The sequence below is a fragment of the Methylobacterium oxalidis genome (genome assembly GCF_007992195.1).
Taxonomy (GTDB): Bacteria; Pseudomonadota; Alphaproteobacteria; order Rhizobiales; family Beijerinckiaceae; genus Methylobacterium; species Methylobacterium oxalidis.
On the sequence record NZ_BJZU01000059.1, the window covers coordinates 1 to 11,850 of the forward strand.

Genomic DNA, 11,850 nt, shown 5'->3' on the forward strand with positions numbered 1-11,850 from the left:
CCCTGTCCCTCTCCCGGACGGGAGAGGGGACCCGCGCCCGGTCGTTTCAGGTTCGCTCACGCGGAGCCGGCGCCCACCTCTCCCGGACGGGAGAGGGGGCCCGCTCCCTACGCGGAGGCCGGCTCGTCCTCCGGCTCCGGGTCGGAGGTCCAGGCGGTGGCGAAGGCGGCGAGGTGCTGGGCGTCCTTGAAGGCCAGGACCGTCACGATGCGCTCGGCCGGCGTGCCGCCCGGGTAGGGGGCGAGCAGCACGCTCTCGCGCGAGAGGCGGGCGCCGGGCGTGCGAATCCCCATCCAGGTCTGCGCCTCCAGCGTCAGGTGCTCCGGGTCGGCGAGCGCCCGGGAATCCGGGCGCAGCACGAGGATGTAGGCGCCGAGCGCCGGGTTGCGCTCCTGGAGCTGCTTGATGATGTCGATCATGGCCTCGTGCCGATCCGGGCGCCCGGCCCTATTCCGGGAAGTCGTTGAGCTGCACCACCGGCTGCACGTCGGTGAACTTCGGGATGTCGCCGAAGATCTCGTCCCCGTGCCGGTCGACCGCGGCCTTGAAGGCGTCGGCCGATTCGAAGGTCAGCAGCGCCATCACCTGGTAGGGGGCGGGGCCGCCGTCCGGCGTGCCGGTGCCGCGCACCACCTTCGCCTCGTGCAGGCCGAGCGGGCTCCAGCGCTCGCGCACCATCGGCATGTGGTGGCCGAGATAGTAGCCCATGTCGAACCGGGTGCCGGACCCGCCCGGGTACATGACGCTGATCAGGATCATGGTCGTCTCCTCGCTGGCGCGCCGGTCACGGCCGGCGCCCGCGGGGTCAGATAGGGGAGGCGGCGCCCGCTTGCAGTCAGTGCAGCTTCACCCGCGGCTCGGTGCGCCGGGTGAGCGCGCGGGCCAGCGCGTCGAGGGCGGTCTTCCAGGTGCCGTGGAGCGCCTGCTCGTGCATCTTGTAGAGCGAGCGGTACATCATCCGGGCGAAGAGGCCCGCGATGAACATGTTCTTCCCCTGGATGAAGCCCATCAGGTTGCCCACCGTCGAGTACTCGCCGAGCGAGACGAGCGAGCCGAAGTCGCGGTACTTGAAGGGCGGCAGCGCGCGGCCGGCCATCTTGTTCGGGATCTGCTTGATCAGGTAGCTCGCCTGCTGGTGGGCGGCCTGGGCGCGGGGCGGGACCGGCGTGTCCGTGCCGGGCTCCACGAGGTAGGCGCAGTCGCCGATCGCGAAGATGTCCGGGTCGCGGGTGGTCTGCAGGGTCTGCGTCACCACGAGCTGGTTGGTGCGCGTGGTCTCGAGGCCGCCGATGTCCTTGAGGAAGGGGGGCGCCTTCACGCCGGCCGCCCAGACCACGAGCTCGGAGGGGATGAAGCCGCCGTCGGCGAGCTGCACCCCGTCGGCCCGCACCTCGGTCACGCGGGCCTGCGTGCGCACCTCGACGCCGATCTTGCTCAGGAGCGCCATCACCTCGCCCGAGAGCCGCGCCGGCACCGCGGGCAGGATGCGCTCGGCCGCCTCAACCAGGGTGATCTTGAGGTCCTTGGCGGGGTCGATCCGGTCGAGACCCGTCGAGGCGACCTGCCGGGTGGTCCGGTGCAGCTCGGCGGCGAGCTCCGTGCCGGTGGCGCCCGCCCCGATCACGGTGACGTGGAGCTGGCCCGGCCGCACCGGCCCCGTCTGCGTGTGGGCGCGCAGCATGGCGTTGATGAGCCGCTGCTGGAAGCGCACCGCCTGGTCCTGGGTGTCGAGGGCGATGGCGTGCTCCTTCACCCCCGGCGTGCCGAAATCGTTGGTGGTCGAGCCCACCGCCATCACCAGCGTGTCGTAGGCGATGTCGCGCACCGGCGTGACCTCGCGCCCCTCGGAATCGAGGCTCGCGGCGAGCTGGATCGTGCGGGTTGCCCGGTCGAGGCCGGTCATCTCGCCGATCCGGTAGCGGAAATGGTGCTCGTGGGCGTGGTGCAGGTAGTCGACGGCGTGGTGGCCGACGTCGAGGCTGCCCGCCGCCACCTCGTGCAGGAGCGGCTTCCAGATGTGGGTGCGGGCCCGGTCGACGAGCGTGACGTGCGCCTTGCGGCGGCGCCCGAGCTTGTCGCCGAGCTTCGTCGCGAGCTGCAGCCCGGCCGCTCCCCCGCCGACCACCACGATGCGGTGCAGGCCAACCTCGTTCTCGCCCGGTACCATGCGCTCTCCCGTCCCCTCTCGGCGCGGCCCGGACCGGCCGCCCCTCCATCCTCGCCCTGCCGCCTCTGGCACAGGTTTCAGAACAATTCCAACCGTGTCCCGCGGTTCATCGCTCAGGCCGGCGCGCCGGGCTGGCGCAGCGGGTGGGCCCGCGCGAAGGCGTCCTCCGCGAGGCAGGTCTCGGCGATCCGCCGCACGGTCGGGTAGGCTTGCGTGTCGACGCCGAAGATGCCCGTGCCCACGTAGAGGCTGACGAGGCAGAGGTCGGCGTGGCTCACGCGGTCGCCCTGGCAGTAGCGCCCGGTGCCGTCCTCCGTCGAGAGGCGCGTCTCCAGGACCTTCAGCCCGGTCTCGAAGGCGTGCCGCACGAAGTCCAGCATCCGCTCCTTCGGCAGGCCGTAGGCGTCCATCAGGTAGGTGCGCACCCGCGGCACGTAGAGCGGGTGGGTGTCGCAGGCGACGACCTGCGCCAGCGAGCGCGCCCGGGCGCGGGCCCTGGGCTCGGCCGGCAGCAACGGCACGTCGGGATGCGTCTCCTCGAGGTAGTCGAGGATCGCCAGCGACTGCGTCAGCGGCGGCCCGTCGCCGTCGAACAGGGCCGGCACCGCCCCCTGCGGGTTGATCCGGCGGAACTCCGGCGCGTGCTGGTCGCCCGCGTCGAGGTCGATGAAGGTCTCCTCGCAGGGGATGCCCTTGAGGTTGAGCGCGATGCGGACCCGGAAGGCCGCGGCCGAGCGCCAGTTGCCGTACATCTTCATGCGGGACGCGACCTCCGCCGACGCCCGCGCGAACCGGGACGTTTCGGCAGTCCCGGATTGCCATCTCGCCGGCCGCGGCTCAAGCGGCGCGCGCACGATTGCGCGGGCCGGCGCTGGCCGGCATCGTGCATTGGCGTTCGCGTCCGCGATCCCCCATAGAGGCGGGGGCGCCGCCGCGGGCGTCCTCGGGCGAGCGAGACCGATGCAGATCGACACCCCCTACCTGATGTTCCTCGGCGACGTGCCGGACCGCCTCGCCGCCAAGACCGCCTACGGCATCGTCGACTGGCGCCCGGACTGGTGCGTCGGGCAGCTCCGCCTGCCGGGCTGCGCGGCCGACCTCGGCATCCCGGACCTGACCCTGGAGGAGGCCGTCGCGAAGGGCTGCCGCACGCTGGTGATCGGCGTCGTCAACGCGGGCGGCGTGCTGCCCGACCACTGGGTCGCCGAGATCGTGGCCGCCCTCGAGGCCGGCCTCGACGTGGCGAGCGGCCTGCACGTCCGGCTCGGCTCGGTCCCGGCCATCGCGCGGGCGGCCGAGGCGCGCGGGCGCAGCCTCCACGACGTGCGCCACACGCGCGAGAGCTTCGCCACCGGCAAGGGCACGAGGCGGCCGGGCCGGCGCCTGCTCACGGTCGGCACCGACTGCTCGGTGGGGAAGAAGTACACGGTGCTGGCGCTGGAGCGCGGCATGCGCGAGCGCGGCCTCGACGCGGATTTCCGCGCCACCGGCCAGACCGGCGTGTTCATCTCGGGGCGCGGCGTGGCGATCGACGCGGTGGTGGCCGATTTCATCTCGGGGGCCGTCGAGTGGATCTCGCCCGCCGCCGAGCCCGGCCACTGGGACCTCATCGAGGGGCAGGGCTCGCTGTTCCACCCCTCCTTCGCGGGGGTCAGCCTCGGCCTGCTGCACGGGGCCCAGCCCGACGCCTTCGTGACCTGCCACGAGCCGACCCGCACGCGGATGCGCGGCGTCGAGCACCCGCTGCCGACGATCTCCGAGGTCATCGACATGACGGTGCGCCTCGGCCGGCTCACCAATCCGGACATCCGGGCGACGGGCATCGCCGTGAACACGCAGGCCCTGGAGGAGGCGGAGGCCCGCCGCTACCTGGACACGATCGCGGCCGAGCACGACCTGCCGGCGACGGACCCGGTGCGCTTCGGCGTCGACGCCCTCGTCGACCGGCTCGTCGCCGAGTTCCGGCTCGTCGCCGGGTTCCCCGCAGCCGGAGCCTCCGCGTGAGCCGCCGCCTCTCCGTCGCCGTCGAGCGCTTCCCGATCGCCGGGGCCTTCACCATCGCCCGCGGCAGCCGCACCGAGGCGGTCGTGGTGGTGGCGAGCATCGCCTGCGAGGAGGGCGAGCGCGCGCTCGCGGGCCGCGGCGAGTGCGTCCCTTACGCCCGCTACGGCGAGACCGTGGAGAGCGTGGCCGAGATGATCGCGGGCGAGGCCGAGGCGGTGGCCGCCGGCCTCACCCGCACCGACCTCCTGGCGCGGATGCCGGCGGGCGCGGCGCGCAACGCCCTCGACTGCGCCCTGTTCGACCTGGAGGCGAAGCGCGCCGGGCGCCCGGCCTGGGAGATCGCGGGCCTCTCCGCGCCCGCGCCCGCCACCACCGCCTACACGCTGAGCCTCGGCGACCCGGAGAGCATGGAGGCGGCCGCCCGCGCGGCCGCGCACCGCCCGCTCCTCAAGGTGAAGCTCGGCGGCGCGGGCGACCCGGCCCGCATCGCCGCCGTGCGCCGCGGCGCCCCGGACGCGCGGCTCATCGTCGACGCCAACGAGGCGTGGCGGGCCGAGACCATCGAGGCGAACCTCGCCGCCTGCCTGGAGGCCGGCGTCGGGCTGATCGAGCAGCCGCTGCCGGCGGAGGCCGACGACCTCCTCGCCACGATCGCCCGCCCGATCCCGATCTGCGCCGACGAGAGCCTGCACGACCGCGCCGGCCTCGACCGGGTGGCCGAGCGCTACGACGCCGTCAACATCAAGCTCGACAAGACGGGCGGCCTCACCGAGGCGGTGATGCTCGCCCACGAGGCGCGGGCGCGCGGCCTCTCGCTGATGGTGGGCTGCATGGTCGGCACCTCGCTCGCCATGGCGCCGGCCATGCTGCTCGCCCACCACGCGGACTGGGTCGACCTCGACGGGCCCCTGCTCCTCGCCCGCGACCGCGAGCCCGGCCTCCGCTTCGAGGGCAGCACGATCCACCCGCCGGATCCGGAATTGTGGGGGTGAGGTAGAAGGCTGGCGAGAGCGGGGAACCTATCCGGCGCTCCGCCAGGCACAGTGGGATCCCGCCCCTCAGCGAGCCCGAGGAGGCCGCGCTTCAGGCGGAGATCGCCCGGGATCCGGATGCCCCGGAGGCGACCGAAGAGGAACTGGCCGCGATGCGCCCCGCCAGCGAGGTCCTGCATCCAGCCCTCTACGCCGCCCTGACCAAGCGGGGCCGCCCGAAGGCCGCCCGGAAGAAGGCGCAACTCACCCTGCGTGTCGATCCCGCCGTCATCGACGCCGACAGGGCGACCGGCCCCGGCCGGCACACCCGGATGAGCGAGGCGCTGGCAAGCGGCGTGCGGCGCCTCGCGAAGGCGCCCGCCTGACGGCGTCCGAGACCGAGACCCGGCGCCAGCCGCTCACTCCGCCAGATCCAGGAAATGCCGGCCCGCGCGGTCGTCGATCTCGATGATCCAGAGGTCGTCGTCGAAGCGGGCCTCCTTGGCGAGGCGCTCCTCGACGGAGAGCGGCTCGGCGCCCGAGAGCAGCTGCGCGAAGCGGCGCTCGCCCGAGGTCTCCGCGTCGAACAGGGCCTGCGGCGCCGGGCCGTAGAGGTCGGCGGTGCCGTCGAGGCGGTCGACCTTCACGAAGATCGCGCCGGCCTCAGCCGCGCCGCGGCGGCGCAGCACCGCCGGCACGCCCTCGACGTCGAGGCGCCGGATCTGGGCCGAGACGAAGAAATCGGAGCGCAGGCGCGGCATGGTCTTCCTCGCGGGCGGGCCGGCCGGAGGTCGGCCGGGGTGGCGGCCCCCGCATGCGCGAGGCGCGGCCGCCTGGCAACCGCCCGCGCGGGCTCAGCCCGGCGGCAGGCCGGCGCGGGCGGCGAGTTCGCGCAGGGTGCGGCCTGCGGCCTCGCCCTTCACCGGCAGCTTGCGGTCGCGCTCGAACTTCTCGATCGCCGCGCGGGTGTTCGCCCCCATCATGCCGTCGGCCTTCAGCGGGCCGTAGCCGAGCTTCAGCAGGGCGCGCTGCGCCTGCATCACGGCGCGGTCGGCCTTGGGCGTCACCGAGGCGGTGGTGGTCTCGTCGGAGCGGATCAGGTCGCCGATCGGGTCGCGCCGCGGCGCCGGCTCGGGGGCCTTGGCGGCGCGCGGCGCCTCCTTCGCGTCCGCCGCGAGCCGCTCGGCCGCGACCTTCTCGGGCGCCGGCCGCTCGGGGGGCGGGGCCTTCCGGGCGGGCGCCTCCGCCCGCGCCGCGACCTTCGGCAGGATCGGGGCGGGGTGGCGCCCGGCCTGCAGGCCGAGCGCGTTCACCGCGACGTAGCCCGCGGCCGCGATCGCCACGAGGGAGCCGGCGACCTCGCCGGGGTTGCGGCGGCAGACCGCGCCCGCGCCCCGCGCGAAGGCGCCGAGCGCCGCGCGCATCTCGCCGGGCGGCGGGCGGACCGCGGCGCGGCGGCGGGAGCCGGCGGCGGGGCGGCCCTCGCCGGCGACGATGATCTCGCGGGGGTCCCGCGGCCTCGGGCTGTCGCGCATGCTCTGTCTCTCTCGCTCGGCCGCGCTCATCCGACCCGCCGCAGCGGGGAGACCGGCCGCCCGACCGCCTCGGCGAGGCCGATCGCCTCCGCGGGCGCCGGCCCCGCCTCGAACAGGCCGAGCGGGAGCCGCACCAGGGCAGGCTCGGCGCGCGCCGGCATCCGGCTGCGGACCGTGGCGGTGATGGGGGCGGGCGCACCGCCCGGGTTGCCGCGGCGGCAATCGCGCGGCAGCGTGACCGTGATGGTGGTGCCCTCGCCCTCGGCGCTCTCGATGGCGATGGTGCCGCCGTGCAGCCCGACGAGGCCCTGCACCACGGACAGGCCGAGGCCGGTGCCCTCGTGGGCCCGCTTGTAGCCGCCGCCGCCCGCCTGGAAGAAGGGCGTGCCGAGATGGGGCAGGTCCGCCTCGCGGATGCCGATCCCCGTGTCGGTGACGACGACCTCGAGCTGCTGGCCGCGCGGGCGCAGCGCCACCTCGATCCGGCCGCCGTTGCCCGTGAACTTCACGGCGTTCGAGATCAGGTTGATCATCATCTGCCGGCAGGCGCGGGGGTCGGCGGTGATCTCGACCGCCTGGGCGCAGCCGGCGCGCACGAGGCTGACGCCCGCGGCGTCCGCCTTGAGCTGCATCAGGTCGCAGCAGGTCCGCAGCAGGGCGGCCGCGTCGATCGTCTCGGGCTGGTAGTCGAAGTTGCCGCTCTGGATGCGGCTCATGTCGAGCAGCGTGTTGACCACGTCGAGCAGGTGCTGGCCCGAGGCGCCGATGATGCCGGCATATTCCCGCGCCCGCTCCGGCCCGAGCACCACCGCGCCCTCGCCCGCGAGCACCTCGGAGAAACCGATGATGGCGTTGAGCGGCGTGCGCAGCTCGTGGCTGACATTGGCGAGGAAGCGGCTCTTCACGGCGTCCGCGCGCTCGGCCTCGGCGCGGGCGCGCTCCAGCTCGGCCGCGTGGCGGCGGTGCTCGGAGACGTCGCGGGTCACGGCGACCACGGTCGGGGGGCCGCCGGCCTCCTCGCCCGCGATGCGGTGGGCGCGCATCTCGGCGTGGATCACCCGCGCGCCGTCGTGCCGGTCGGCGCCGGGCTCGAGGTGCAGGCGGAACGGCACGGTGGCGGGCCGGCCCGTGGCCGCCACGTCGCTGATCGCCTGCAGGAAGGCCGGCCGGTCGGCCACGTGCACCCGGTCGAGCAGGCCGTGGCCGCGCAGGCGCTGCGCCTCGGTGCCGACGAAGCGCGCCGCCGAGGCGCTCGCCTCCAGCACGCGGCCGTTACGGTCGTGCCAGGTCACGAGGTCGTCGATGGCCGAGAGCAGCATGCGGTCCCGGGCCTCGTTGTCGCGCATCCGCGCGCGCCACTTGCCCTCGTTGCGCATGTGCTCCAGCGCCTGCGCCGCCACGTGGCCGATGGCCGTGATGGCGAAGACCGGCATCGCCACCTGCGCCGACCAGCCGACCGTGGGGGCGCCCGCGGTCCAGGCTCCGCCGAAGGCCACGGCGAGGGCGCCGAGCGTGGCGATGGCCGCCGCCGCCGCGGTCGCCCGCCGCGAGCCCGAGACCACCGCCTCGAGCGGGATCGCCACGAGCCAGATCGCGGCGGCCGAGCTCGGGCCGCCGGTCATGCCGGCCACGCACACGACGAGGCCGGTGAGCCCGGCCGAGGAGAGGGCGTGCGCGGCCCAGAGCGAGCCGGTGCGCGACAGGAGGAGGGCCGCGAAGACCGGCAGGAACAGGCTCGCGATGGCGAGCGCCTCGATGCCGGAGGGGACGCCCCGCCAGAGCAGGTAGGGCGGCAGCGCCGCCATCATCACCGCGCCGGTGGCGAGCCGGGAGACCAGGAACCGCTCGTGCCGGAAGCGCACGCCGGGATCGTCGATCACCGACTCGTGGACGAGCCCCGCGAGGCGCGCGTCGACGAGCGAGGTCAGGGCTGTGTAGATACGCAATACAGACACGCGCAGCGCGTTATAGCCTCACCGGCCGTTCCGCGCCCCTCGGCTCGACTTCACACGATTGAGCCTGACGTTCGCAGAGGCGGCTTAAGCGAGTGTTGCGCGACACCGCCCGAATTTTCGAGGATGCTTTCCGCAAGGTAACCGCGCCGGCCCCAGGGCCGGCCCGAAACGGGTGCGGCCTGAAAACCGTTCACCATGCGGGCTGAAAACCGTTCACCATGCGGCCGGATTTCCTCCGCCCTCTTGAGCGCCGCTTCACCAATCGCGGCGAGGCTCACGCGCGGACGGGCCGCATCCGCGGCCGGGCGAGGATGCCGCTGTCATGTCGTTCCTTCTGCGCGCCGCGCTGGTGATCGGCACGCTCTCCTACTTCGCCCTGCGCGAGGGCGGGCAGGCGCCGCCCCCGCTGCCGGCCTCGGTGCCCGGCGCGATGCCCGATCTGGCGCGGGCGCTGCCGGCCGCCTGGAACGCGGTGCCGCCGGAGGCCCGCGAGCGCGTCGCCCGCGAGGGTCTGGCCGAGCTGTCCCGGCGCCTCTCCGTTCCGCCGCCCTCGCAGGACACCCTCGCCGAGGCCGACCGGCGCCCGGCCTGGCGGGGCGCCGAGGGCCGCTGAGCGTCCTCAGAAATCGCCCTCCCGCTCAACCCGCGACTTGGCCTCCGCCCCGCCGCCCGGCTAGGGTCCGTCCCGGCGGCCCGCGGGGCGCGGAGAGGAGCGGGGATGTTCGGCTTCGGCATGGAGTACGAGGGGGCGGCCTTCTGGCTGCCGCTCGTCTGGGCGGCGCTGCTGGCGCTCGCGGTCGCCATGTACGTGGTGATCGACGGCTTCGACCTCGGGGTCGGCATCCTGTTCACCGCGGCCGAGCGGGGCAACTGGCGGGACCGGATGATGCTCTCGGTCGCCCCCATCTGGGACGGCAACGAGACCTGGCTGGTGCTCGGCGGCGGCGGCCTGTTCGCGGTGTTCAGCGTCGCCTACGCGATCCTGCTGCCCGCGCTCTACCTGCCGCTGATCCTGATGCTGATCGCCCTGATCTTCCGCGGCGTCGCCTTCGAGTTCCGCTTCAAGGCCGACCGGTCGCAGCTCATCTGGGACTACGCCTTCCAATACGGATCGCTCGTGGCGACCTTCGCGCAGGGCGTGGTGCTCGGCGCCTTCGTGCAGGGCTTCCGCACGGAGGGGCGCGGCTTCACCGGCGGCGCCCTCGACTGGCTCACCCCCTTCAGCGTGATGACGGGGATCGGCCTGATCTGCGGCTACGGCCTCCTCGGCGCGACCTGGTGCGTGATGAAGACCTCGGGCGAGCTCGAGATCTGGTCGCGCCGCAAGAGCAAGCAGTTCCTCCTCGGCACGATCGTGTCGATGGCGATCGTCAGCGCCTGGGTGCCGTTCCTCGGCCTCGACATCCAGTGGCGCTGGTTCTCCTGGCCGAACCTGCTCTACGTGGCGCCGGTGCCGCTGGTGACGGCCTTCGTGTGCTGGCGGATCTACAAGACCCTCGACGAGGGCCGCGAGGTGGCGCCCTTCCTGCTCACCATCGCCCTGTTCCTGCTCGGCTTCCTCGGGCTGGCGATCAGCCTGTTCCCCTACATCGTGCCACCCAAGCTCACGATCTGGCAGGCGGCCAACGCGGTGAGCGCCCTGCAATTCGCCCTGATCGGCTACTCGGTGGTGATGCCGCTCACGCTCGCCTACACGGCCTACGCCTACTGGGTCTTCCGCGGGAAGGTCGCGGAGGACATCCAGTCCGGCGGCTACGGGCATTGAGTGCGCAGCGCAAGGCGGGGCGGCTCCTCTGGTTCGCGGCCTTCTACGCCGCGAGCCTCCTCGTCTTCACGGGCCTCGTCTACCTGCTGCGGGCGGTCGTGCGGGGCTGAGGCCGCCGGGCACGGCCCGCCTCAGGGGGTCTTCCGCGCGCGGCCGGGCAGGGCGGGGCGCAGCGGCGCGCGCTCGGCCGCGACCGGTCGGCTCTTGGAACTCTCGGCCGGTCGGCTCTTGGAACTCTCGGCCTGGCGGCCCTTGGCGCTCTCGGGGCCGTGATAGGGCCGGTGCGCCTCGGGCGCGGCCGCGCGCTCCCTCAGGGGCGCGTCGAGGATTGCCGAGAGCAGGTCGCGGGCGGCGGCGCGGGAGGTGGTGCGGAACAGGCGCACCAGCTCGAACACGCGCTCGGCCGAGCGCGCCACCGTCTCGTTGAGCGTCAGGAAGACGTAGACCGCCTCCTCCTCGTGCAGGTCGGCGGCGCGCAGGGCCAGGGTCAGGAGGTCGTAGCGGGTCGCCGGGTCGGGCGCGGCCGCGAGGAAGCCCTTCGGCAGGCCGAGGATGTCGCCCAGCGCGGCGACGAAGCCGCCGATGTCGTGGCCGGCCGACAGGCCGGTCAGGACCGCCCCGGCCTCGCGGGGCGGGGGCGGGCAGGGGCGCAGCGCGGCGGTGGCCTCCACGGCGGCGGCGATGGCCTCGCGCCGGCCCGGATCCGCGTGCAGGTAGAGCGGCGCGATCTCGGCCGGCGCGAGCTCGGACCGGGCCAGCAGCGCCGCGGCGAGCTCGGGGTTGCGGCGGGCCCGCCCGGTCAGCCGGGCCAGCGCCTCGCCGGAGAGCGGCGTGTCGGCGTTGCGCGCCAGCGCGAGGTCGACGGCCGGGTCGGCCCGCCCCGCGAGGTCGGCCGCCGTGGCGCGCCCGAGGTCGGCGCGGGCGGCGAGCGCCGGACCCATGTCGGTGCCGTCGGCTTCCGCCGCCTCGATCAGCGGCGTGGTGAGGCGGGGCGCCCTGGCTACCACCGCATCGCGCACGGCGCCGCCGCGGCGGGCGAGGCTGAGGAGCACCGCCTCCGGCGTCTCCGGGAAGGGCGCGAGCTTGCGGGCGACGATGGCCGCCGTCTCGTCGTCGACGGTGGGGATGAGGCCGCAGGCCAGCGCCGAGAACGCCTCCGTCGCCGCCCGGTCCCGTCGCGCCGCCTGCAGGAACAGGTCCGTCTGAACCCGCAGGACCACGGGTTTCAGGTCGAGATGCTCGATGCGCGACAGTTCGATGAGCCCGGACAGGTCCGGCGCATCGTCGGCGGATGAGGGCATGGCACTTCGGGTACGCGGAACTACGGTAACCGAAGGCTAAGCGCGTTGCGTGAATCGACCTTTAAGCGCGCACGCCGAGCGGCGTCCCGCCCTGCGCCAGCCGGCCCCCACCTCTCCCGTTCGGGAGAGATCGCGTGCGCGTGAGCGCACCG

At 74.3% G+C, this 11,850-nt stretch carries 13 protein-coding genes; 5 read left to right on the plus strand and 8 right to left on the minus strand.

Annotated elements, in window-relative coordinates; genetic code table 11:
- Positions 1 to 107 precede the first annotated feature (107 nt).
- From MOX02_RS14855 to maiA, 4 genes are all read right to left on the minus strand, one after another.
- Positions 108 to 419, minus strand: a complete 312-nt coding sequence (locus MOX02_RS14855) for a hypothetical protein (protein WP_147026574.1) — start codon at positions 417 to 419, stop codon at positions 108 to 110.
- Between the two features lie 28 nt (positions 420 to 447).
- Positions 448 to 759: an EthD family reductase gene (locus MOX02_RS14860; RefSeq protein ID WP_147026575.1), complete on the minus strand. Its 312-nt coding sequence runs from the start codon at positions 757 to 759 to the stop codon at positions 448 to 450.
- Between the two features lie 76 nt (positions 760 to 835).
- The gene (locus MOX02_RS14865) at positions 836 to 2,167 is read right to left on the minus strand and encodes an NAD(P)/FAD-dependent oxidoreductase (RefSeq protein ID WP_147026576.1); all 1,332 of its coding nucleotides are present in this window, start codon (positions 2,165 to 2,167) and stop codon (positions 836 to 838) included.
- Positions 2,168 to 2,280: 113 nt separating this feature from the next.
- Entirely contained in the window at positions 2,281 to 2,925 is a 645-nt protein-coding gene (gene maiA / locus MOX02_RS14870) for a maleylacetoacetate isomerase (protein ID WP_147026577.1), read from the minus strand.
- 202 nt (positions 2,926 to 3,127) lie between these two features.
- On the opposite strand from maiA, the gene dgcN reads away from it, so the two are divergent.
- From dgcN to MOX02_RS32180, 3 genes are all read left to right on the plus strand, one after another.
- The gene (gene dgcN / locus MOX02_RS14875; RefSeq protein WP_147026578.1) at positions 3,128 to 4,171 is read left to right on the plus strand and encodes an N-acetyltransferase DgcN; all 1,044 of its coding nucleotides are present in this window, start codon (positions 3,128 to 3,130) and stop codon (positions 4,169 to 4,171) included.
- A complete protein-coding gene (gene dgcA / locus MOX02_RS14880) occupies positions 4,168 to 5,163 on the plus strand; it encodes an N-acetyl-D-Glu racemase DgcA (RefSeq protein WP_147026579.1) in 996 nt (331 codons plus the stop codon). Before dgcN ends, dgcA begins: the two co-directional genes overlap by 4 nt.
- 101 nt (positions 5,164 to 5,264) lie before the next feature.
- Positions 5,265 to 5,528 (plus strand): BrnA antitoxin family protein, encoded by a 264-nt coding sequence (locus MOX02_RS32180; RefSeq protein ID WP_280525320.1) that lies wholly within the window; start codon positions 5,265 to 5,267, stop codon positions 5,526 to 5,528.
- 33 nt (positions 5,529 to 5,561) lie between these two features.
- On the opposite strand, the gene MOX02_RS14890 is transcribed toward MOX02_RS32180, so the two are convergent.
- The 3 genes from MOX02_RS14890 to MOX02_RS14900 form a co-directional block, all read right to left on the minus strand.
- Positions 5,562 to 5,903 (minus strand): DUF1491 family protein, encoded by a 342-nt coding sequence (locus MOX02_RS14890; protein ID WP_147026581.1) that lies wholly within the window; start codon positions 5,901 to 5,903, stop codon positions 5,562 to 5,564.
- A gap of 93 nt (positions 5,904 to 5,996) precedes the next feature.
- Entirely contained in the window at positions 5,997 to 6,677 is a 681-nt protein-coding gene (locus MOX02_RS14895) for a peptidoglycan-binding domain-containing protein (RefSeq protein ID WP_147026582.1), read from the minus strand.
- Positions 6,678 to 6,703: 26 nt separating this feature from the next.
- Positions 6,704 to 8,632, minus strand: a complete 1,929-nt coding sequence (locus MOX02_RS14900) for a sensor histidine kinase (protein WP_238179246.1) — start codon at positions 8,630 to 8,632, stop codon at positions 6,704 to 6,706.
- A 322-nt stretch (positions 8,633 to 8,954) separates the two neighbouring features.
- On the opposite strand from MOX02_RS14900, the gene MOX02_RS14905 reads away from it, so the two are divergent.
- A complete protein-coding gene (locus tag MOX02_RS14905) occupies positions 8,955 to 9,245 on the plus strand; it encodes a hypothetical protein (protein WP_147026583.1) in 291 nt (96 codons plus the stop codon).
- 105 nt (positions 9,246 to 9,350) lie between these two features.
- Positions 9,351 to 10,397 (plus strand): cytochrome d ubiquinol oxidase subunit II, encoded by a 1,047-nt coding sequence (gene cydB, locus MOX02_RS14910; protein ID WP_147026584.1) that lies wholly within the window; start codon positions 9,351 to 9,353, stop codon positions 10,395 to 10,397.
- 131 nt (positions 10,398 to 10,528) lie between these two features.
- On the opposite strand, the gene MOX02_RS14915 is transcribed toward cydB, so the two are convergent.
- The gene (locus MOX02_RS14915; protein ID WP_147026585.1) at positions 10,529 to 11,698 is read right to left on the minus strand and encodes a DUF2336 domain-containing protein; all 1,170 of its coding nucleotides are present in this window, start codon (positions 11,696 to 11,698) and stop codon (positions 10,529 to 10,531) included.
- Positions 11,699 to 11,850 lie beyond the last annotated feature (152 nt).